The following is a 20,156-nucleotide window of genomic DNA, read 5'->3' as shown; positions in this document are numbered from 1 at the left end:
AAACTTACCTCCGTTCAGCCTGAACGGAGGGTGGGTGCGCCGTTACTGCCGCTCCTGCATCAGCGCGGCGGTCGCCTTGGCGCTGCCGACCACGCCCGGAATGCCTGCGCCCGGATGGGTGCCCGCGCCGACGAAATACAGGTTCGGGATCGAATCGTCGCGGTTGTGGACCCGGAAATAGGCGCTTTGGGTCAGGATCGGCTCCAGCGAGAAGGCCGAGCCCATATGCGCGTTCAGATCGGTTGCGAAGTCCGCCGGGGCATAATGGAACTTGGTGACGATCCGCTCGTGTATGTCGGGGATCAGACGGCGGCCGATCTCGTCCAGGATGCGCTTTTCCAGGATCGGCCCGACCTCGTCCCAGTTCATCGGGAACTTGCCCATGTGCGGCACGGGCGCGAGCGCATAGAAGGTCGAATGCCCCTCGGGCGCCAGGCTGGGGTCGGTGACGGTCGGGTGGTGGAGGTAGAGCGAGAAATCCTCCGACAGCACGCCGGTGTCGTAGATATCGGTCAGCAGGCCCTTATAGCGCGGGCCGAACAGGATCATGTGGTGCGGGATGCCCGGCCATGCGCCCTTGATGCCGAAATGGACGACGAACAGCGACGGCGAATAGCGCTTGCGCTCCAGCCGGTTGACCGTGCGCCGTGCCGAACGATTGTCGGCCAGCAGATCGCGATAGCTGTGCATGATATCGGCATTGGTCGCGACCGCATCGGCCGGGATGGTCAGGCCGCTCTTGGTCACGACGCCCGTTGCGCGGTCGCCCAGCGTCTCGATCCGGGTCACGGGATCGCCCAGCCGGAGGACGCCGCCGATCCGCTCGAACTGCGCGACCATGCCCGCCACGAGGCGATTGGTGCCGCCGCGCGCGAACCAGACGCCGCCGTCACGCTCCAGCTTGTGGATCAGCGCATAGATGGCGCTGGTCGTCATCGGATTGCCGCCGACGAGAAGGGTGTGGAAGGACAAGGCCTCGCGGAGCTTCTCCGACTTCACGAATTTCGACACCATGGCATAGACCGAGTTCCATGCCTGGTACTTCGCCAGCGCGGGCGCGGCCTTCACCATCGAGGCGAAGTCGAGAAACGCGACATGGCCGAGCTTCTCATAGCCTTCGCGGTACACGCCCTCGGCATAGTCGAGGAACTTGCCATAGCCAGCGATGTCGTCGGGGTTCAGCTTGGCGATTTCGGAACGCAACTGGGTGTCGTCGTTGCTGTAATCGAAATTGGTGCCGTCGACCCAGTTGAGCCGGTAAAAGGGGTGGACCGGATCAAGCGTCACATCCTCGGACATCGACCGCCCGGTCAGCGCCCAGAGTTCCTCCAGACAGGCCGGGTCGGTGATGACCGTAGGACCTGCGTCGAAGGTGAAGCCGTCGCGCTCCCAATAATAGGCACGCCCGCCCGGCTTGTCGCGCGCTTCGACGATCGTCGTCTGCACGCCCGCCGATTGCAGGCGGATGGCCAGCGCCAGCCCGCCAAAACCCGATCCGATGACGACCGCGCTCTTCATGCGCGACCCCTGAGCGCCGCGATCGCGCGCAGGATCGGCACCGGCGGCCGTCCGGTCAAAACTCGTGCCTTGTCGGCCATGGTCGATTGCCCCGCATAAAATCGCCCGATCAGGTCGGGCGGAAGTCGATAGAAACGCTCGAGAACGCGGTATCGCTCATCGGGCTCCGCCGCCTTGAACAACATCGTGTCGAGCATACGGTAAAAGCCGCGTGCGTCCCAGGCGTCGCGCGCCATGCGATAGGTCGCGTCGTGCAGATCGGCGCCTGCAAAATCGCGCCGCTCGGCCAGCATCGCCGCCATGCGGATCGCATCGGGCAGCGAATAGCCGGTGGTCGGGTGGAACAGCCCGGCGCGCATTCCGGCCTTGGGCGTCTTGGCCCCGCCGCTGCGCCAGTAGCCGTCGAAATCGCCGCCCATCGCGACCGGCAGCACGCCCGCCTCCTCGCGCACCACTTCGGTCGTGATCCAGTGGCGACTGTCGGCGTAGCGCTCGATCCGCTGGACGATGGCACGGCGGTTCAACTCGGCCGAAGTCGAGTAATAGGTGTCCTCGACGAAGATCCGGTCCTCGGCGAAGGGCAGGGTATAGACGAAGCGATAGCCGTCGATCTGCTTGACGGTCGCGTCCATCACCACCGGCCGCTCGACCCCGTGCGGGCGCGCGAGGCGCAGTTCCTGACCGACGAATTTCTGCCAGCCGCAGGACAAAGAGGACAGGTCGCCCGCCCCGCGCGCGTCGATGACGCCCGTCGCCTCCACCCGGTCGCCATCGGCGAAGACCGCGGCGGTGGCCGATACCGCCAGCACCTTGCGGCCCAGGACCAGGGCTTCGGGCGGCAGCACCCTGCGGACCTCGGCGTCGAGGCGGTGGCTCTCGATCGAATAATAGGTCTGGTTGATGGTGCGCGAATGCGCCGGAAAGGCGACGTCATAGCCGCGCCAGCCATGCGCGACGAGCCGCTCGACGATCCAGCGATCGCGCTTGGCCACGTCGCTGCCGAAAAAGGACCAGAGGTGGTTGCCGCCGATCGTCTCGCCCGCGTCGACCAGCCGCACATCGAGCGAGGGGTGCCGCGCTTTCAGCGCGAGCGCGATCAGGCCCCCGGCCAGGCCTGCACCAATGATCGCGACATCGCAGGAGATTTTGGCAGCCATCGGCTTACCGCTACCGTAAAGCGGGGCCAAGGCAAAGGGCCGGTGCCATTACAGAAGGACGGCGGTGTCGGGCGCGTCGCCGGTCGCGAAGCCGCCGGTGATCTTCCAGCCTGCCAGATCGACGATGGCGATCCGGTTATTCTCCAGCGCGGCATAGAGGATCGAGCCCCCGACAGGCAGATTCAACCCCGGCGCGGCGGCGGGCAGGGGCAGCCGTGCTTCCTCGGCCAGCGTCGCGGGCGAATGGCGGGTCAGGCTCTTGTCGGCGGTGTTCGACACGATCAGACGGCCGTCCGGCTGCACGATCACCCGCACCGCCTCGCCGCGCAGGGTCTTACGGGCGCGGGGACGCAGCGTCACCGCGTCGAGCGCGTGGAGGATGCCTGCCGGGCGGTCGACGACATAGAGCGTCCGCTCGTCTGGGCTGAGCGCCAGGCCCTCGGGCGCGATGCCGATATGCTGTTTGACCGGCGCGAAGCTGGCATCGTCGGGGTTCACCATGATGACCATGCCGCTCATCGTATCGGCGACATAGGCGCGGCTGCCGTTGCCCTTCACCACGAAATAATGGCTGCGCGCGCCGCCGACCGGGATCATCCGGTCGGGACTGTCCGCCGTGGCGGGCTTGTCGAAGCGGGCCAGCAGGCTGTCGGTCTCGGACAGCGCGTAAAGGCGGCCCTTGGCGTCCATCCGCATCCCGTGCCAGCGCCGGTGCGGCGACAGGTCGATGGTGCGGGCGAGCTTGCGCGCCTCCAGATCGATCACCCATAGCTGGTGCCCGCCCTCGCCGCCGAACTGCCAGCCCTTGACGCCATATCCGCCGATATAGGCGAAACGGCCCGCCGCATCGGCGACCATCTCGTGCGGCTGGACGCCCAGCGGCACCTGGCCCAGCCGCTCGCCATCGGGCAGCCGGTAGAAGGCGACGCGACCTTCGCCCTTTTCGACCACGGCCAGCACGCCGCCGCGCGGCACCGCCTGCGCCCGGCGCGCCCAGGCAAGTGGCAGGGTGGAGGCCAAACCCAGGGCGGCGAGGCTCCAAAGGCCCTGTCGGCGATCGATCGGCGGCATGGGGCCAGCTCCTGGACAATGAGGGACGGCAACCAGACGTGGCGCGGGGCGGTATGTTCCGTCGGTGGCCGGACCCGATGCGCCACTGATGCGTCTTTTCCGGCAAAGCGGGGCTGGCACCGGTTGCGGTGAAACGGCCCATTGAATAGGTGAACCGCATGATCCGCCCAATCAATGAAAGCGTCGCCGTCGCTCCCCAGATCCGGCCCGAGGATGTCGCCGCGATCAAGGCGGCGGGCTATTCCGCCATCGTCAACAACCGTCCCGACGGCGAGGAACCGGGCCAGCCGACCGGCGACTCGATTCGCGCGGCGGCCGAGGACCATGGTCTGGCCTATACCGCCATTCCCGTGACGCCCGGTGGGTTCAGCCATGAGATGGTCGATCAGATGACCCAGGCGCTGGTCGAGGCCAAGGGGCCAGTGCTGGCCTATTGCCGGTCCGGTACGCGCAGCTGCAACCTGTGGGCGCTGGCGGCGGCCAAGGCGGGGCGCAATCCGACCCTGATCGTGATGCAGGCCGAAGGGGCAGGTTATGACCTGTCCGGCCTGCGGCCGACCCTGGATGCGCTGGCGGGCAACGCCGGATGATCCTGCCGCTCGCCGGTGCGGTGACGCCCTGGGCGCTGGCCGGGCTGGGCGTCGGCGTGGGGCTCGGCGGTGCCGGTGTCGCCTGGCTGTGCACCCGCCGCCGCGACCGCCGCATCGGCTCGCCCGAGGATGTGGCGGCCGCCGCCGAGTCGGCGTTGACGGGTTTTACCGTGGCCGGAGCCGTGGTCGGTGCCGATGGGCAGGGTGCGCTGGCGGTGGCGACCGATGGCCGGGTCGCGGCGGTCAAGCTGCACGGCCGCCGCATGGTGGTACGCGAAATTCCCTGGGCGCGCGTGCGCTCGACCACCAAGGGCATCGTCGCCGAGGTCGAAGGGCGCTTCGGGCCGGTGATGCTGGCCGGGGTGGACGTGCTCGACATCCGGCGGCTGGCCCCGCGATGACTGCGGGGGGAATGCCTTTCCACCACCCGGCCGGGCCGGGCGGTCTCCTTCTCCAAGCGCCGCTTAGGGAGGATTTTGCAGCCCTGTCCGTCCCCAGGTGGTGCTTACGGAAGGGGACCATCGTGCCAGCGATGGTGGAGGGACAAACTTCCCCCATTACGCGTTACCGTCCCCGATGATCGACTGGACCTTTCTTGCGCTGGCGGCCGTTGGCGGCTTTGTCGGCGGCGCGATGAATGCGCTGGCGGGGGGCGGCAGCTTTTCGACCATGCCGACGCTGATCGCGCTGGGATTGCCCTCCACCATTGCCAATGCCACCTCCAATGTCGCGCTGCAGCCCGCCGCCATGGCGAGCGTCTGGGCCTATCGGCACGGGCTGGAGCCCGTAATGGGCGTGTCGATGCGGCGGATGGCGGCGCTGACCTTCGTATTTGCGCTGCTGGGCAGCATCCTGTTGTTCCTGACGCCACCACGCGCCTTCGACCTGATCGTGCCCTGGCTGCTCCTGACCGCGACGCTCGCGATCGCGGGCGGGCGGCACGCCTCGGACTGGCTGGCCCGTATCGCCCGACCGGGACCGCGCGCGCTGATGGGGGCGCAGGCGGTGTTGGGCATCTATGGCGGCTATTTCGGCGGTGGCATCGGCATGATGTTGACGGCGGCATGGGGCCTGTTGTCCGGACGCAACCCGGCCCAGCTTGCCGCGCCCCGCACCCTGATGCTGGCCACGGCCAATGCCGCCGCGACGCTCGTGTTCGTCGTCACCGGCATGGTTGCCTGGGCTCAATGCCTGCCCATGCTGGCGGGCGGCGTCCTGGGCGGGTGGAGCGGCGCGATCATCGGGCGCAAACTGCCCGCCGGTTTGATCCGGGGCTGGACCCTGTTGCTTACGACGGTGACGACTCTCGTCTTTTTCTGGCGCGGCTATTCCTGATCGGACGGCGGCGACGAACCGGCCGCCCGCCCGCCGATCGCCTGCTCCAGACGCAACAGGCTGTCGCGGATGTCGATCAGAACCTGTCGATCCGATGACGGCGCGGTGCCGGAGCTGTCCGTCAAAGCCAGCCGGTCGCGCTGTTCCAGGATCCGATCCCGCACCGCGCGGGCGTCGACCAGGCCGATCAGGTCGGCGTCGGACTTGCCCGACGCCGATTGGCTTTGCCCGGCCGTTTCCACGCGCAACTGCAAAAGGCCGAATTTCTTGAGCAGCGGCCCCTCACGGATCGATATGTCCTGAATCTTGTCCAGCGGGATGGTCAGTTCGCGACGAAAGATCAGTCCCTTGGCGATGACCACGCTGCGTTCCGTCAGATCGCATCGCAACGCGGCGTGATAGCGTCGGATCCAGGGCGGACCGATCACCAGCCAGATCGGCAAGAGAAGGATGCCCACGATGGACGCGACGACCGTCACCGTCCAATAGGCCAGGAAATAGAGGCGAAGCTGGGGACTGAACTGTCCCCGCAACAGGATCACGGGAGTTTCCCCGTGGCGTTCTACCTCTACCCCCATGCCATGCTCCCGATCGGCCGCCGCCGACTCTACCGATTTCCGCTGGCATGTCACGGTATCCAGCAAGGCGAAGCCTGCAACCGCTTGGGATCAACCCGGGCGCCGCATTTCGAACCGGGCCGCCTCCGTCACCTCGAAATAATCGACCGGTCCGCCGCCGCGCAGGATCGGGCGGGCGCTGGCGGTCTGGTAGATGCCGTTTTCGATCAGGTCGGCGGCGATATGGATGCCCACCGCCTCGCCGATGACCAGCCACTGGTCGAGTTCGTGGCCCTCCTTGGTCTCCAGCCGGATCAACTGGGTCAGGCGGCATTCGAACGACACCGGGCTTTCCGCCACGCGTGGCGCCGCGACCAGCTTGCCTTCCTCGGCTGTCACCCCGGCCAGGGCGAACTCGTCCACGTCCGCGGCCACGCTCGTCGCGCTGGCGTTCATCGCCTCGGCCAGCGTCATGGTGGCGAGGTTCCAGGTGAACACCTTGGTCTCGGCGATATTGGCGACCGAGTCCTTCCATCCTTGCGACGAAAAGCCGATCAGCGGCGGACGGTAGTTGAAGACGTTGAAAAAGCTGTAGGGTGCCAGATTATTGACGCCCGCCCCCGACCGGCTGCCGATCCAGCCGATCGGGCGGGGGGCCACGATCGCGTTCAAGGGATCATGCGCCAGTCCATGACCGTTGACGGGTTCGTAGAAATGCCAGTTGTCGATCATGGATGGTCACCGAAAGGGAGTGTGGATGGAAGCCGGAACGCCGACCGAGCCGGAAAGAGCCCCGGAGGCACCAGGCGCCGTCATCCCCCGCCATGGCTGGGTGACGCGCATCTGGCATTGGGTCAATGCGGTGGCGGTGCTGATCCTGCTGGGATCGGGGCTGGGCATCTCCAATGCGCATCCCCGGCTATATTGGGGGCGTTACGGCGCCAATTTCGATCACGCCTGGGCGAGCCTGCCGCATTTCCCGGCCTGGCTGACCATCCCGGCGCGCTACAATCTGGCGATCTCGCGGCGTTGGCATCTGTTTTTCGCGCTGGTGCTGGGCTTCGGCCTGCTCGCCTATATGATCGGCGGGCTGGTCACGCGGCATTTCCAGCGCGACCTGCGCATCCGGGGGCGGGAGCTTCGCCCTGCTGCCATATGGGCGGATTTCCGGCGGCATCTGGTATTCCGCTTTCATGACGAGCGCGATCCGAGGCGCTACAATCTGTTCCAGAAGCTGAGCTATGTGGCCGTGTTGTTCGTCGCCCTGCCGCTCGCCATCCTGACCGGCATCGCGCTGTCGCCCGGCATGAACGCCGCCTGGCCCTGGGTGCTGGAGCTGCTGGGCGGGCGACAATCGGCGCGGTCGATCCACTTCATCACCGCGACATTGCTCGCGCTGTTCACCATCGTCCATCTGGTGCTGGTCATCCTGGCCGGGCCGCTCAACGAAATGCGGTCGATGATTACCGGCCGCTGGAGGGTTCCGGAATGATCAGGCGGCGTACCATCCTCACCGGCGGCGCTGGGCTGCTTCTGGCAGGCTGCGACAGGGTCATCCAGCAGCCGACCGCGCGCAAGATCCTGTTCGCGGGCGAGGACATGCAAAAGGGGCTGCAACGCGCGCTGATGGATCGCGGGGCACTCGCGCCTGAATATCGTCGCGACCAGATGTCACCGATCTTCCGCACCAACGGCACCCGCAATCCGGGCACGCCCGAATATGCCGCGCTCGCCGCCAACCGTTTTCAGGACTGGCGGCTGACGGTCGGCGGGCTGGTCGGCAAGCCGCTGTCGCTCTCGCTGCGCCAGATCGGCGAGTTCCCGGCGCGTCGCCAGATCACCCGCCACGACTGTGTCGAGGGATGGAGCGCGATCGGCGAGTGGATGGGGCCGATGCTGGGCAATATCCTGAAGGCCGCCGATATCAGCACGCGGGCGCGCTATGTCGTCTTCACCTGTGCCGACCTCTATGGCGGGCAGCCCTATTACGAGTCCATCGACCTGATCGATGCCTTCCATCCCCAGACGATCCTGGCCTGGGGCATGAACGGGCGGATGCTGGACATCGGCCACGGCGCGCCCTTGCGACTGCGGGTCGAGCGGCAACTGGGCTACAAGCACGCCAAATATCTGATGCGGATCGATGCCGTGCAAAGTCTGGATAACATAGGTTTGGGCAAGGGCGGATACTGGGAAGATCACGTCGATTATGACTGGTACGCCGGAATTTAAGGCACTAGGGCGTGCCATATGGCGCTGATCGATCTCTTTCTGTCGCGCGCGGTCCGCAAGGGCCGCCTGTCCCTTACCCATCATGACGGCACGGTCCGCGAGTTCGGCTCGCCCGAGCCCGGTTATCCGGATGTTGCGATCCGCTTCACCGACGGCCGCGTCGCCGGGCAGATCGTCCGTAATCCTGCGCTGGCGGCGGGCGAATGCTTCATGGACGGCCGCCTGGTCGTCGAGAAGGGCGATGTCCGCGACCTGGTCGAACTGCTGACCGCCAACGACAAGTGGGAAGCGGGCCGCGCAAACCTGAACCCCTCGCGACTGGTCCGCACGGTGGGCGCGATCAAGCATCGCATCGACCGGATCAACATGGAGCGCCGGTCGAAGAAGAACGTCGCGCACCATTACGACCTGTCGGGCACATTGTACGAACTCTTTCTCGACACCGACAAGCAATATAGCTGCGCCTATTTCACCGACCCGCAGAATGATCTGGAACGCGCGCAACGCGACAAGAAGGCGCATATCGCCGCCAAGCTGGCGATCGAGCCGGGGATGAAGGTCCTCGACATCGGCTGTGGCTGGGGCGGCATGGCGCTGTACCTGCACCAGAAATGCGGCGCGGAAGTGCTGGGCGTCACCCTGTCCGAGGAACAGCTCAAGGTCGCGCGCGCGCGGGCCGAGGCGCTGGGCGTGTCGGACAAGGTGAAGTTCGAGCTGATCGACTATCGCCGCGTGGAGGGCCAGTTCGACCGCATCGTCTCGGTCGGCATGTTCGAGCATGTCGGCCCGCCGCAATATCGCACCTTCTTCCGCAAGTGCCGCGACCTGCTGACCGAGGACGGCGTGATGCTGCTCCATACGATCGGGCGGCTGAACGGGCCGGGCGTCACCGACGACTGGACGACCAAATATATCTTCCCCGGCGGCTATAACCCTGCGCTGTCGGAGATCGTGCGTGCGCAGGAAGGCTTGCGCATGTTCCTGACCGATGTCGAGGTGCTGCGCTGCCATTATGGCTGGACGCTCGACATCTGGTACGATCGCACCGTGGCGGCGAAGGACCGCATCGTCGAGCTGTATGACGAGCGTTTCTATCGGATGTGGCTGTTCTATCTGGCGGGCGCGGGCGCGGCGTTCCGCAATGGCGGGCTGTGCAACTATCAGGTGCAGCTAACGCGCGGGCGGCTCTCGGTGCCGGTAACGCGGGATTATATGTTCGAAGGCGAGCGCGCGCTGCGGGACTAAAATCCTCCCCGCAAGCGGGGAGGGGGACCATGCGAAGCATGGTGGAGGGGGTTCGCCGCAAAGGACACCCTTAGTGGAAGCCCCCCTCCGTCAGCGCGCCGCGCTGCCACCTCCCCGTGCCGGGGAGGATTGCCTTACCCCAAAGCCGCGAACTTCTCTTCCGCCTCGCGGTCGAGCTGCGCGCGGCTCTTCTTCTCGGCGGCGGTCTTCAGCTGGCCACAGGCCGCATCGATGTCGCGGCCGCGCGGCGTGCGGACGGGGGCGGAGATGCCGCCCTCGAACACGATGTCGGAGAACCGGCGAATCCGCTCCGGCGTCGAGCATTCGTAATCGGCGCCGGGCCAGGGATTGAACGGAATCAGGTTCACCTTGGCGGGCAGGTCGTAATGGCGCAGCAGCCGGACCAGTTCGTGCGCATCGGCGTCCGAGTCGTTCTTGTCCTTCAGCATCACATATTCAAAGGTGATGCGCCGCGCGTTGTTGGCACCCGGATAGTCGGCGCAGGCCTGCAGCAATTCCTCGATGCCGTATTTCTTGTTGAGCGGCACCAGCTCGTCGCGCACGTCCTTGGTGACGGCATGGAGCGACACGGCCAGGTTCACGCCGATCTCCGCGCCCGCGCGCGCCATCATCGGCACGACGCCGCTGGTCGACAGGGTGATGCGACGCTTGGACAGCGCCAGGCCATCGCCGTCCATCACCAGCTTCAGCGCGTCGCGCACCGCATCGAAATTATAGAGCGGCTCGCCCATGCCCATCATGACGATGTTGGTCAGCATCCGCCCCTCGGGCTGGCTGGGCCATTCGCCAAGCGAGTCGCGCGCCAGCATGACCTGCCCGACGATCTCGCCCGCGGTCAGGTTGCGGACAAGGCGCATCGTGCCGGTGTGGCAGAAGCGGCAGTTGAGCGTGCAGCCGACCTGGCTCGACACGCATAGCGTTCCCCGATCGGCGTCGGGGATGAACACCATCTCATAATCCTGCCCGTCGGCCGAACGCAGCAGCCACTTGCGCGTGCCGTCGTTCGACACCTGCGCCTCGACCACTTCGGGGCGGCCGATGACGAAGCGCTCCTCCAGCCAGGGATGCTGCGCCTTGGCGATGTCGGTCATGTCGGCGAAACGGGTCGCGCCGCGATTATAGAGCCAGTGCCAGATCTGCTTGGAGCGCAGCTTGGCCTGCTTCAGCTCCATGCCGCCAGACAGCAGCGCCTCGCGAAGCTGGTCCTTGGTCAGGCCGATCAGGTCGACGCGACCATCGGGACGCGGTTGCACCCCGCGCGGCACGGGCACGGGATCGATGTGCCCCGGAATGGGCATGAGGGCGGCCGAAACTGTCTGCATCGCGCAGCCATAGCGCAAAATCGGGGGGATTTCCATCCTCCCCTGCAAGGGGAGATGGCAGCGCGTAGCGCTGACGGAGGGGGCTTCCCCACCGGGTGTCCTATGTGGTGATCCCCCTCCACCATGCTGCGCATGGTCCCCCTCCCCTTGCCGGGGAGGAATAAGCGTTACCCCACACACGCCAAGGTCGCCGCATCGATCGCCGCCGCCGCCCCCGCCAGCGCATAGGTGTCGGCGAAGGGGCGGTGGCGTGGATCGACGGCGGAGATGCTCATGCTGCGGCCGGAGCGCATCGCCATGACCAGCGCGTGGTCGGTGGCGGCGTCGGGTGCCCAGACGTCCTGGGGGGTGCCGACCAGCGGAAAGCGGCGCTCGCCGATCGCCAGCGTGACGGCTGCGGCGCGGTCGCGGGGGAGGCTCAGATGCGCGTGGAAAGATTCGCGCAGCCGCTTGGCGGGCCAGGTGCCGACGCTGGCGAATCCGCCGACGCGTCCGTTCGCCAGCACAGGCTTGGCAATGGCATAGCAGCGGTCGGGATCGCGGAATGCGCCCCAGCCCTTGTAGATGCCGATCGTCTCGCGGGCGAGGACGGGCGCGGCGATCAGCGCCAGACACAGACCTAGGGCAAGATGACATGAGATGGGCCTACCCCTCCCCTTCAGGGGAGGGGCCGGGGGCGGGGCGGACCCGCAAGCGTGCGGTTCGGGGCGACCCCTCACCCCAACCCCTCCCCTGAAGGGGAGGGGCTCATAATGGTTCAATGGGATGTCATCATGGTCCAGCCGCTTCATGGGCCAGCCCGGTGGATCATCGTCTCGACCCCGCCCTCGATCATCACGATCGATCCCTGTGGCAGGCGCTCCGCCACCGGAACGCCGCACAGCGCGTCGTCGGGCAACCCCAACAGCAGCCCGCGCAGCACCCGGCTGGACAGGCCATGCATCAGGATCAGCCGGTCGCCGTCATGCTCGGCCGTGTCGTCCGACCAGGCCGACAGCCGGGCCGCCATCGCCGCATAGCTTTCGCCATCGGGCGCGCCCACCGCCATGCCGTGCGGATGGACGATGGGGCCGTGAATCGCAGTCAGCGCGGCGAAATCCTGTCCGCCCCAGCTGCCGAAACCCAGCTCGATCAGCCGGAGGTCCTGCCGCGTTTCGTGCCAGTCGAGCGTCAGATGCTCGGCGATCACCGCCAAGGTCTGGAGCGCGCGCCCTGTCGGCGAGGACCAGAGGGTCAGCGCGGGCATCGTGCCCAGCCGCTCGCGCAGGGCTTCGCCGATCGCCTCGGCTTGTGCGAATCCCTGCCGGGTCAGCGGTGTGTGCAGCTCGACCCGGTCGCCCTGGATGCGTCCGATCCGGTTGAAGACCGTCTCGCCATGGCGGGCGACATAATCGCGGCCTTTCCGGGCGAACGGGGCGGGGCGGGTGGTCATGACCCGTCATCCCTGTCGCGGCTGTTGCGTCTATGCAACGCTTTTTCCTGTTTAGCTGAGGTTCATGCAACGACCGCGCTTTCGCGCCATTGGTGCGGCAACCGCCGAATGTAAGGGCGGCCGGTACAGTAATGGAGTATAGTGTATGCGTAAGCTCATGCTCGCCGCCCTGGCGACCTCGGCAGCCATCGCCGCTGCGGCCCCCGCCGCCGCGCAGACCGCGCAGCCCTTCACGGGTTTCCGGGTCGAGGGCCTGATCGGCTATGACAGCCTCAACGATCGTCAGGGTCAGGACAAGAGTTCGAGCGACGGCGTGCTCTATGGCGCCGCGATCGGTTACGACATTCCGGCAGGCCCAGTGGTGCTGGGCGCCGAGGGCGAGATTTCGGGCAGCAGCTCGGACACGCGCAGCAACGGCATCCGCGTGCCCGGCGACGAGTTCCGCCTGGGCGCGGGACGCGACCTCTATGCCGGTGCGCGCGTCGGCTATATCATTTCGCCGGTCGCGATGGGCTATCTGAAGGGCGGTTACACCAACGCCAAGTTCGATGCGCGCTACACCACGGCGGGTGTCACGACGTCCAACGAGCAGGAAGTCGGCGGCTATCGCCTGGGCGCAGGGCTCGAATATGCGATCAGCCCCAACACCTTCGTAAAGGGTGAATATCGCTATTCGCACTATGACGAGCTGGACGGCGTTGGCATCAACCCGAACCGTCACCAGCTGATGGCGGGTCTGGGCCTGCGCTTCTAAATCGGGATTCTTTTCCACATTAACGGTGGTTTTACTCCCAATGTAAGAGGGGTCGGAGCCTTGCTCCGGCCCCTTCTTAGCGGGTAGGAACCAAGGCCATTTATCATTCGGACTCGGGGACCATGCGGTCGTTCCGGCGGGGGATCAGGAAATGAAGGCGACGATCGAACGCGCAACGCTGCTCAAGGGTTTGAGCCATGTCCAGTCGGTGGTGGAGCGGCGGAACACGATTCCGATCCTCTCCAACGTGCTGCTGGAAGCCACCGCCGAAGGCCAGCTGCGCATGATGGCGACCGACCTGGACCTGCAGATCAACGACAGCGTCGCCGCCGCCGTCGACCAGCCAGGATCGACCACCGTGTCGGCGCACACGCTGTTCGACATTGCGCGCAAGCTGCCCGAGGGCGCGCAGGTCCAGCTGACCGCGGCCGAGGGGCGCATGACCATCGTGGCGGGCCGCGCGCGCTTCTCGCTCGGCACCCTGCCGCGCGACGACTTCCCCGTCATTGCCGAGGGCGAGCTGCCGACCCAGTTCGAGCTGCCGGTCGAACTCCTCAAGCAGATCATCGACAAGACGCGCTTCGCCATCTCGACCGAAGAGACCCGCTATTATCTCAACGGCATCTTCCTGCACGTCGCCGAGGATAACGGCGCGCCGGTGCTGAAGGCCGCCGCCACCGATGGTCACCGTCTGGCGCGCGTCACCATCGAGCGCCCCAATGGCGCCGAGGGGATGCCCGACGTGATCGTGCCGCGGAAGTGCGTGGGCGAGCTGCGCAAGCTGCTCGACGAGGTGGACGGCTCGGTCGGCGTGTCGCTGTCGGGCACCAAGATCCGCTTCGACCTGGGCCAGGCGATCCTGACCTCCAAGCTGATCGACGGCACCTTCCCCGACTATAGCCGCGTCATCCCGACCGCGAACGACAAGATCCTGAAGCTGGACCCCAAGGCGTTCATGCAGGGCGTCGACCGCGTGTCGACCATCGCGACGGAAAAGACCCGCGCGGTGAAGATGGCGCTGGACCGCGACCGGATCACCCTGTCGGTGACAAGCCCCGAAAACGGCACCGCGTCCGAAGAAGTGCCGGGCGAATACACGTCGCTGGGCTTCGAGATCGGTTTCAACAGCCGCTATCTGCTCGACATTCTCGGCCAGATCGACAGTGACCTGGTCGAGGTCCATCTCGCCGACGCCGCCGCGCCGACCCTGATCCGCGAGAATGACAAGGCGCCGGCGCTCTACGTGCTGATGCCGATGCGGGTGTGATTGAATCCTCCCCGGTACGGGGAGGTGGCAGGCTGAAAGCCTGACGGAGGGGGCTTTGGCACAGGATGACCTGTCCGGAGATCCCCCTCCACCACCGCTTTGCGGTGGTCCCCCTCCCCGTGCCGGGGAGGATGTTCTAAGGCGGTCATAATGCTCACCCGCCTTGTCCTGACCGATTTCCGCAATCATGCCGACCTCACGCTGACCCCCAGCGCAGGGTTCGTCGTGCTGACCGGCCAGAATGGCGCGGGGAAAACCAACGTCCTGGAGGCGGTATCGCTACTCGCCCCCGGCCGAGGGCTGCGCCGCGCGGCGCTGTCGGCGATGGCGCGGCAGGAGGGCAAGGGTGGGTTCGGGGTCGCCGCGACGCTGGACGGTGATGTCGAGATCGCGACCGGCGCGCTGCCGTCCGCGCCCGAGCGGCGCGTGGTCAGGGTTCAGGGGGCGGGGGCGAGCGCCAACGCGCTGGCCGACTGGCTGTCGGTGCTGTGGCTGACCCCGGCGATGGACCGGCTGTTCGTCGAGCCTGCGTCCGAGCGGCGGCGATTTCTCGACCGGTTGGTGCTGGCGCTCGCTCCGGCGCACGGGATGCACGCGACCCGCTATGAAGCAGCCATGCGCGAGCGCAACCGGCTGTTGGCCAGCGAAGGCCCGGTCGATCCCGACTGGCTGAGCGCGCTGGAGGCGCGGATGGTCGAGCATGGCGTGGCGGTCGATGCCGCCCGCGTTGCGGCGGTCGCGGCGCTCGACCAGCGGCTCGCCGAGGCTCCCGACAGCGTGTTCGCGCGCGCCGCGCTTGCCCTGGAGGGCGAGGCGGTCGATCCGGCGGCGTTCGCCCATGCGCTGGCCATGGGGCGCAGGCGCGATGCGGCGGCGGGGCGGACGCTGGTGGGGCCGCATCGTGCCGACCTGTCCGTGGTCCATGTGGCGAAGGGACAGGCGGCGGCGCTGTGTTCGACCGGCGAGCAAAAGGCATTGTTGCTGGGCATCGTGCTGGCCCATGCCGATCTCGTCACCGAACAGCGCGGAGTGCCGCCGGTGCTGCTGCTCGACGAGGTGGCGGCGCATCTCGACCCCGCACGCCGCGCGGCGCTGTTCGAGCGGCTCGCCGGCCGGGGCCAGGTCTGGATGACCGGAACCGAGGCCGCGTTGTTCACCGACGTACCGGGGGACGCGACGCGGATAGAATTCTGATCCCGTCGCTCACCACCCAGGGCATCGATCAGCGGCAAATTGCCGTCGCTACCATATCCAAGGCACGGTCATAACTGGCGACTTCGCCCGCGCTCAGGAAGCCTTGTTTCGCCACGGCCGCATCGGTGTCGCGGCGGACCTGCTCGACACGCTGCCACAACTTTTGCGCTTGGGGCTGGGCCAGGCGGCGGGCCTTGCGGGCGTTGCCGATGTCCGCCTCCAGGATATTGGCGCGCATCGAGATATGCGCCTGGCGGATGTCGCGGATCGAGCCGCCGGTCTGGCCGCGGACGCGGTGCTGCTGCGCCAGATTGCAACTGGGATAGTCGCGCCGCACCGAAGTCGATTGCGCCGACGCCTGGCTGACGCCCAGCGAGAGCAGCGCGGTGGCAAGAATCAAGGATTGGCCGATCACAAGCATATCTCCCGACCGATTGGGTACACAGGCATACGCATAAGGTTCATGAACGGCCCGGTCCGGCGGGTGAATTCGGTGTCAGGAAAGCCGCGCGGCCAGCGCGGCATTCCCCTGCATCAGCGCCAGCCGCTGTGCCGTATTGCCCGCTGCGTCCGCGATGCCAAGGTCTGCGCCGCGCTCGATCAGCAGGTCGAGAATGGCGGCCTGGTTGAACAGGGTCGCCATCATCGCGGCGGTCTGCCCGGCCCGGTTCTGATAGTTCACGTCCGCTCCCCGGTCGATCAGCAGCCGGGCGATATCCGGATAGCCCTTGAACGCCACGCCCATCAGCGCCGAATTGCCCTGCGCATCGGTCGCGCCTTCGGGCCGCGCACCGGCATCGAGCAGCAGCGCGGTGGTCGACAGATGGCCGTTATAGCTGGACAGCACCAGCGCGGTATAACCGCGCGCATCCGCCCCCTCGATATCCGCGCCCGCCCGCAGCAGCGCGCCCACCGCTTGGTCATCGCCGATGCGCACCGCGTCGAAGAACAGCGACTGGATCTGTGCGCTGTCGGGTAATGCGGGAGTGGCGAAGCTGTCGGTCATGGCCGTTCAAACGCCATGAAAGCGCCCCCGTTGCAAGAGGACATGAAAGGGCCGCGTCGCCTTCCATTTTGCTTCCCCTTAACAGCGGGAATTCCTATATACTCGCTATGGCAGATACCCCCCAGACGAATGAGTACGGCGCCTCCTCGATCAAGGTGCTGAAGGGCCTCGACGCGGTGCGCAAGCGGCCGGGCATGTATATCGGCGACACCGACGACGGTTCGGGCCTTCACCATATGGTGTTCGAGGTGTCGGACAATGCGATCGACGAAGCGCTGGCGGGGCATTGCGACCGCATCGACATCCAGCTGAACGCCGACGGCTCGGTCAGCGTGACCGACAATGGGCGCGGCATCCCGACCGGCATCCACCCCGAAGAGGGCGTGTCGGCGGCCGAGGTCATCATGACCCAGCTGCACGCGGGCGGTAAATTCGAGAATACCAGCGACGACAACGCCTATAAGGTGTCGGGCGGTCTGCACGGCGTCGGCGTGTCGGTGGTGAACGCGCTGTCCGAGTTCCTGGACCTGACCATCTGGCGCGACGGCGAGGAGCATTATATGCGCTTCGCGCACGGCGATGCGGTCGCGCCGCTGAAGGTCGTCGGCAAGGCCGAGCCGGGGCAGAAGGGCACCCGCGTCACCTTCCTGCCCAGCCCCGCGACCTTCAAGATCGTCGAGTTCGACTTTGCGAAGCTCGAGCATCGCTATCGCGAGCTCGCCTTCCTGAACTCGGGCGTGCGCCTGTTCCTGACCGATGCGCGGCACGAAGAGCCCAAGACGATCGAGCTCTATTATGAGGGCGGCATCGCCGCCTTCGTGAAGTGGCTGGACCGGTCCAAGTCGCCGCTCTTCCCCGAACCCATCGCCATCCATGGCCAGCGCGATGCGATCGGCATGGACGTCGCGCTGGAGTGGAATGACAGCTATTACGAGAACGTCCTGGCGTTCACCAACAACATACCCCAGCGCGACGGCGGCACGCATATCGCGGCCTTCCGCGCCGCGCTGACCCGCACGCTCAACAATTATGCCGACAAGTCGGGTCTTCTGAAGAAGGAGAAGGTGACGCTGACCGGCGACGACATGCGTGAAGGGCTGACCGCGATCGTCTCGGTCAAGCTGCCCGATCCGAAGTTCAGCAGCCAGACCAAGGACAAGCTGGTCTCCTCCGAGGTGCGCCAGCCGCTGGAATCGCTAATCGCCGACAAGCTGGCCGACTGGTTGGAGGAAAATCCGCAGAACGCGCGCGCCATCATCGCGAAGGTGATCGACGCCGCCGCCGCGCGTGAGGCCGCCAAGCGCGCCCGCGAGCTGACGCGGCGCAAGGGCGTGATGGACATCGCCTCGCTGCCCGGCAAGCTCGCCGATTGCCAGGAGCGCGATCCCGCCAAGTCCGAACTGTTCCTGGTCGAGGGTGACTCGGCCGGTGGGTCGGCCAAGCAGGGGCGCAACCGCCATTTCCAGGCGATCCTCCCCTTGCGCGGCAAAATCCTGAACACCGAGCGTGCGCGGTTCGACCGCATGATCTCGTCCAAGGAAATCGGCACGCTGATCCAGGCGATGGGGACCGGCATCGGCCGCGACGATTTCAACGCGGACAAACTGCGTTACCACAAGATCGTCATCATGACCGACGCAGACGTCGACGGCGCGCATATCCGCACGCTGCTGCTGACCTTCTTCTACCGCCAGATGCCCGAGCTGATCGAGCGCGGGCACCTCTACATCGCCCAGCCGCCGCTCTACAAAGCGACCAAGGGGCGGTCGGAAGTGTACCTCAAGGACGACACCGCGCTCGACGAATATCTGGTCGAGGCGGGTGTTTCCACCATGGTGCTGGAGGGCGCGGGCGGTGCGCGTTCGGGCAACGACCTCAAGACGCTGGTCGACCATGCGCGGCGGATGCGCACGCTGATGCGCTATGTGCCCCGGCGCTACGACGCCTCGATCATCGAAGTGCTGGCGCTGGCTGGCGCGCTAGACCCTGTGCTGACCCGCGAGCAGCGGATGGCGACGGTGGTCGAAACCACGCGGCGGTTGGAGTCGGGCGATCACGAGGCGCGCTGGTCGGCGCGGCTGACCGAGGATGGCGGCGTGCATTTCGAGCGACTGTGGCGCGGCGTGACCGATCACCACATCGTCGAGGCCAGCTTCATCGCTTCGGCAGAAGCGCGCAAGCTGCACTCGCTGGCCGCCGAACAGGCGGAGAGCTTCACCCACGCCGCCAAGCTGGTGCCGCTGCGCAGCGCCGCGACCGAGCCCTCGACCGATGTCGTGCCGACCGATGAGGAGGGCAACATGACGACCCTGGCGCGCGGCGAAACCCGCGTGGCGCGGCCGAGCCAGTTGCTCGAGGCGATCCTGACCGCCGGCCGCAAGGGGCTGGCGATCCAGCGCTACAAAGGCTTGGGCGAGATGAATGCCGAACAGCTGTGGGAAACCACGCTGGACCCGGCGGTCCGCTCGATGCTGCGCGTGACGTCGGACGATGTCGCGGCGGCGGACGAGGTGTTCAGCCGGTTGATGGGTGAAGTCGTCGAACCGCGCCGCGAGTTCATCCAGGACAATGCGCTGAACGTCGCGAATCTGGACGTGTAAGCCAACATCCCGCCCGCGGGGAAATATTGGTCAAGGAGAGAGCAGGCATGAAGGCGATCGCACTGGGACTGATGCTGGCGGCGGGCACGACCGTCGCGGTGGCGCAGCAAAAGCCTGCCGCTCCGGCGAAAGTCCCCGCCGCTATCGCCGCCGCGCTGGCCGATCCGGCGCGCGCCGACCAGGCGGGCGACGACGAACGGCGCCAGGCGGCGGCGGTCCTTGCCTTTTCCGGGGTGAAGCCCGGCGACACGGTGATCGATTACCTGCCGGGCAAGGGCTATTGGACCCGCATTTTCTCCGGCATCGTCGGCCCCAAGGGGCATGTCTATGCCTATTGGCCCGCCGCCGGGCAGAAATATGCCGAGAAGTCGCTGCCCATGATCCAGGGCTGGAAGCTGCCCAACGCAACCGCGCAGGTGCAGGCGGTGAACCTGCCCGCCTCCGACAAGCCGGTCGACCTGTTCTGGACCGTCCAGAATTATCATGACGTTGCCAATAATGCGGGCGAACCGGCGCTGCGCGCCTTCGACCAGGCGGTGTTCAAGCTGCTCAAGTCGGGCGGCACCTATGTCATCATCGATCATGCGGACACGGTGGGCAAGGGGCTGGCCAACACCAATACGACGCACCGGATCGACCCGGATGCCGTCAAGCGCCAGGTCCAGTCGGTCGGCTTCCGCTTCGTCGGCGAGAGCAAGGTGCTGCGTAACGCTGAGGACGATCATTCGAAGAATGTGTTCGATCCCGCCATTCGCGGGCGGACGGACCAGTTCGTTTATAAATTCCGCAAGCCTTGATTGGGGAAGGTGGCGGGGGGCAGTCTCGGTGAGACATCTTGCCCTCCCCCATCCCCCT

The 20,156-nt window shown here is 66.5% G+C and carries 21 protein-coding genes; 11 read left to right on the top strand and 10 right to left on the bottom strand.

Annotated features, from left to right (window positions below; genetic code table 11):
• Window positions 1-42: 42 nt before the first annotated feature.
• From GGR45_RS11670 to GGR45_RS11660, 3 genes are read right to left on the bottom strand one after another with little or no spacing between them, the layout of a single operon-like run.
• Window positions 43-1,518, bottom strand: coding sequence for a phytoene desaturase (locus GGR45_RS11670; protein ID WP_175311947.1), 1,476 nt, complete (start codon window positions 1,516-1,518; stop codon window positions 43-45).
• Window positions 1,515-2,675 (bottom strand): lycopene beta-cyclase CrtY, encoded by a 1,161-nt coding sequence (crtY, locus tag GGR45_RS11665; RefSeq protein WP_175311948.1) that lies wholly within the window; start codon window positions 2,673-2,675, stop codon window positions 1,515-1,517. Before crtY ends, GGR45_RS11670 begins: the two co-directional genes overlap by 4 nt.
• A gap of 48 nt (window positions 2,676-2,723) precedes the next feature.
• Complete coding sequence (locus GGR45_RS11660) at window positions 2,724-3,746, bottom strand: NHL repeat-containing protein (protein WP_175311949.1); 1,023 nt, start codon at window positions 3,744-3,746, stop codon at window positions 2,724-2,726.
• 158 nt (window positions 3,747-3,904) lie between these two features.
• Between GGR45_RS11660 and GGR45_RS11655 the strand changes: the two genes are divergently transcribed.
• The 3 genes from GGR45_RS11655 to GGR45_RS11645 all read left to right on the top strand — a co-directional run bounded on the left by GGR45_RS11655 (window position 3,905) and on the right by GGR45_RS11645 (window position 5,671).
• Window positions 3,905-4,336, top strand: coding sequence for a protein tyrosine phosphatase family protein (locus GGR45_RS11655; protein ID WP_175311950.1), 432 nt, complete (start codon window positions 3,905-3,907; stop codon window positions 4,334-4,336).
• Window positions 4,333-4,737, top strand: a complete 405-nt coding sequence (locus GGR45_RS11650; protein WP_175311951.1) for a hypothetical protein — start codon at window positions 4,333-4,335, stop codon at window positions 4,735-4,737. Before GGR45_RS11655 ends, GGR45_RS11650 begins: the two co-directional genes overlap by 4 nt.
• 175 nt (window positions 4,738-4,912) lie before the next feature.
• Window positions 4,913-5,671, top strand: coding sequence for a sulfite exporter TauE/SafE family protein (locus GGR45_RS11645; protein WP_175311952.1), 759 nt, complete (start codon window positions 4,913-4,915; stop codon window positions 5,669-5,671).
• Here GGR45_RS11645 and GGR45_RS11640 read toward each other — a convergent pair.
• Together GGR45_RS11640 and GGR45_RS11635 are read right to left on the bottom strand one after the other, a co-directional pair.
• The gene (locus GGR45_RS11640; protein ID WP_175311953.1) at window positions 5,662-6,213 is read right to left on the bottom strand and encodes a PH domain-containing protein; all 552 of its coding nucleotides are present in this window, start codon (window positions 6,211-6,213) and stop codon (window positions 5,662-5,664) included. The genes GGR45_RS11645 and GGR45_RS11640 overlap by 10 nt on opposite strands.
• 126 nt (window positions 6,214-6,339) lie before the next feature.
• The gene (locus GGR45_RS11635) at window positions 6,340-6,960 is read right to left on the bottom strand and encodes a flavin reductase family protein (protein ID WP_175311954.1); all 621 of its coding nucleotides are present in this window, start codon (window positions 6,958-6,960) and stop codon (window positions 6,340-6,342) included.
• A 25-nt stretch (window positions 6,961-6,985) separates the two neighbouring features.
• On the opposite strand from GGR45_RS11635, the gene GGR45_RS11630 reads away from it, so the two are divergent.
• From GGR45_RS11630 to GGR45_RS11620, 3 genes are read left to right on the top strand one after another with little or no spacing between them, the layout of a single operon-like run.
• Window positions 6,986-7,720 (top strand): cytochrome b/b6 domain-containing protein, encoded by a 735-nt coding sequence (locus GGR45_RS11630; RefSeq protein WP_175311955.1) that lies wholly within the window; start codon window positions 6,986-6,988, stop codon window positions 7,718-7,720.
• On the top strand, window positions 7,717-8,460 hold the full coding sequence (locus GGR45_RS11625; protein ID WP_175311956.1) for a molybdopterin-dependent oxidoreductase: 744 nt from the start codon (window positions 7,717-7,719) through the stop codon (window positions 8,458-8,460). The genes GGR45_RS11630 and GGR45_RS11625 overlap by 4 nt, the downstream gene beginning before the upstream one ends.
• An 18-nt stretch (window positions 8,461-8,478) precedes the next feature.
• Window positions 8,479-9,705 (top strand): SAM-dependent methyltransferase, encoded by a 1,227-nt coding sequence (locus tag GGR45_RS11620; RefSeq protein WP_175311957.1) that lies wholly within the window; start codon window positions 8,479-8,481, stop codon window positions 9,703-9,705.
• 134 nt (window positions 9,706-9,839) lie between these two features.
• Here GGR45_RS11620 and rlmN read toward each other — a convergent pair whose 3' ends face one another.
• The 3 genes from rlmN to GGR45_RS11605 form a co-directional block, all read right to left on the bottom strand.
• Window positions 9,840-11,048, bottom strand: coding sequence for a dual-specificity RNA methyltransferase RlmN (gene rlmN / locus GGR45_RS11615; protein ID WP_042485348.1), 1,209 nt, complete (start codon window positions 11,046-11,048; stop codon window positions 9,840-9,842).
• A gap of 167 nt (window positions 11,049-11,215) precedes the next feature.
• Entirely contained in the window at window positions 11,216-11,767 is a 552-nt protein-coding gene (locus GGR45_RS11610; RefSeq protein WP_419789994.1) for a hypothetical protein, read from the bottom strand.
• 68 nt (window positions 11,768-11,835) lie between these two features.
• The gene (locus GGR45_RS11605) at window positions 11,836-12,480 is read right to left on the bottom strand and encodes a histidine phosphatase family protein (RefSeq protein WP_175311958.1); all 645 of its coding nucleotides are present in this window, start codon (window positions 12,478-12,480) and stop codon (window positions 11,836-11,838) included.
• A 145-nt stretch (window positions 12,481-12,625) separates the two neighbouring features.
• On the opposite strand from GGR45_RS11605, the gene GGR45_RS11600 reads away from it, so the two are divergent.
• From GGR45_RS11600 to recF, 3 genes are all read left to right on the top strand, one after another.
• Window positions 12,626-13,234: an outer membrane protein gene (locus tag GGR45_RS11600; RefSeq protein WP_246358191.1), complete on the top strand. Its 609-nt coding sequence runs from the start codon at window positions 12,626-12,628 to the stop codon at window positions 13,232-13,234.
• A gap of 151 nt (window positions 13,235-13,385) precedes the next feature.
• On the top strand, window positions 13,386-14,501 hold the full coding sequence (dnaN, locus tag GGR45_RS11595) for a DNA polymerase III subunit beta (protein ID WP_175311959.1): 1,116 nt from the start codon (window positions 13,386-13,388) through the stop codon (window positions 14,499-14,501).
• A 150-nt stretch (window positions 14,502-14,651) separates the two neighbouring features.
• A complete protein-coding gene (gene recF, locus GGR45_RS11590) occupies window positions 14,652-15,695 on the top strand; it encodes a DNA replication/repair protein RecF (protein ID WP_175311960.1) in 1,044 nt (347 codons plus the stop codon).
• 28 nt (window positions 15,696-15,723) lie between these two features.
• On the opposite strand, the gene GGR45_RS11585 is transcribed toward recF, so the two are convergent.
• Together GGR45_RS11585 and GGR45_RS11580 are read right to left on the bottom strand one after the other, a co-directional pair.
• Window positions 15,724-16,116 (bottom strand): hypothetical protein, encoded by a 393-nt coding sequence (locus GGR45_RS11585; RefSeq protein WP_217497994.1) that lies wholly within the window; start codon window positions 16,114-16,116, stop codon window positions 15,724-15,726.
• A 75-nt stretch (window positions 16,117-16,191) separates the two neighbouring features.
• Entirely contained in the window at window positions 16,192-16,701 is a 510-nt protein-coding gene (locus GGR45_RS11580) for an ankyrin repeat domain-containing protein (RefSeq protein ID WP_175311962.1), read from the bottom strand.
• 107 nt (window positions 16,702-16,808) lie between these two features.
• Between GGR45_RS11580 and gyrB the strand changes: the two genes are divergently transcribed.
• Window positions 16,809-19,301, top strand: a complete 2,493-nt coding sequence (gyrB, locus tag GGR45_RS11575) for a DNA topoisomerase (ATP-hydrolyzing) subunit B (RefSeq protein WP_175311963.1) — start codon at window positions 16,809-16,811, stop codon at window positions 19,299-19,301.
• A 47-nt stretch (window positions 19,302-19,348) separates the two neighbouring features.
• Window positions 19,349-20,098, top strand: a complete 750-nt coding sequence (locus GGR45_RS11570; RefSeq protein WP_175311964.1) for a class I SAM-dependent methyltransferase — start codon at window positions 19,349-19,351, stop codon at window positions 20,096-20,098.
• The last annotated feature ends 58 nt before the right edge of the window (window positions 20,099-20,156 follow it).

This window comes from Sphingomonas zeae, from assembly GCF_014197135.1.
Classification (GTDB): domain Bacteria; phylum Pseudomonadota; class Alphaproteobacteria; order Sphingomonadales; family Sphingomonadaceae; genus Sphingomonas; species Sphingomonas zeae.
The sequence above is the reverse complement of the archived record's forward strand: the minus strand, read 5'-3'. Positions and strand labels throughout refer to the sequence as shown.

Bases quoted from the DNA above. Each gene is read 5' to 3' on its own strand.
- GGR45_RS11670 (WP_175311947.1), bottom strand. From the start codon at position 1,518: ATGAAGAGCGCGGTCGTCATCGGATCGGGTTTTGGCGGGCTGGCGCTG.
- crtY (WP_175311948.1), bottom strand. From the start codon at position 2,675: ATGGCTGCCAAAATCTCCTGCGATGTCGCGATCATTGGTGCAGGCCTG.
- GGR45_RS11660 (WP_175311949.1), bottom strand. From the start codon at position 3,746: ATGCCGCCGATCGATCGCCGACAGGGCCTTTGGAGCCTCGCCGCCCTG.
- GGR45_RS11655 (WP_175311950.1), top strand. From the start codon at position 3,905: ATGATCCGCCCAATCAATGAAAGCGTCGCCGTCGCTCCCCAGATCCGG.
- GGR45_RS11650 (WP_175311951.1), top strand. From the start codon at position 4,333: ATGATCCTGCCGCTCGCCGGTGCGGTGACGCCCTGGGCGCTGGCCGGG.
- GGR45_RS11645 (WP_175311952.1), top strand. From the start codon at position 4,913: ATGATCGACTGGACCTTTCTTGCGCTGGCGGCCGTTGGCGGCTTTGTC.
- GGR45_RS11635 (WP_175311954.1), bottom strand. From the start codon at position 6,960: ATGATCGACAACTGGCATTTCTACGAACCCGTCAACGGTCATGGACTG.
- GGR45_RS11630 (WP_175311955.1), top strand. From the start codon at position 6,986: ATGGAAGCCGGAACGCCGACCGAGCCGGAAAGAGCCCCGGAGGCACCA.
- GGR45_RS11625 (WP_175311956.1), top strand. From the start codon at position 7,717: ATGATCAGGCGGCGTACCATCCTCACCGGCGGCGCTGGGCTGCTTCTG.
- GGR45_RS11620 (WP_175311957.1), top strand. From the start codon at position 8,479: ATGGCGCTGATCGATCTCTTTCTGTCGCGCGCGGTCCGCAAGGGCCGC.
- rlmN (WP_042485348.1), bottom strand. From the start codon at position 11,048: ATGCAGACAGTTTCGGCCGCCCTCATGCCCATTCCGGGGCACATCGAT.
- GGR45_RS11605 (WP_175311958.1), bottom strand. From the start codon at position 12,480: ATGACCACCCGCCCCGCCCCGTTCGCCCGGAAAGGCCGCGATTATGTC.
- GGR45_RS11600 (WP_246358191.1), top strand. From the start codon at position 12,626: ATGCGTAAGCTCATGCTCGCCGCCCTGGCGACCTCGGCAGCCATCGCC.
- dnaN (WP_175311959.1), top strand. From the start codon at position 13,386: ATGAAGGCGACGATCGAACGCGCAACGCTGCTCAAGGGTTTGAGCCAT.
- recF (WP_175311960.1), top strand. From the start codon at position 14,652: ATGCTCACCCGCCTTGTCCTGACCGATTTCCGCAATCATGCCGACCTC.
- GGR45_RS11585 (WP_217497994.1), bottom strand. From the start codon at position 16,116: ATGCTTGTGATCGGCCAATCCTTGATTCTTGCCACCGCGCTGCTCTCG.
- GGR45_RS11580 (WP_175311962.1), bottom strand. From the start codon at position 16,701: ATGACCGACAGCTTCGCCACTCCCGCATTACCCGACAGCGCACAGATC.
- gyrB (WP_175311963.1), top strand. From the start codon at position 16,809: ATGGCAGATACCCCCCAGACGAATGAGTACGGCGCCTCCTCGATCAAG.
- GGR45_RS11570 (WP_175311964.1), top strand. From the start codon at position 19,349: ATGAAGGCGATCGCACTGGGACTGATGCTGGCGGCGGGCACGACCGTC.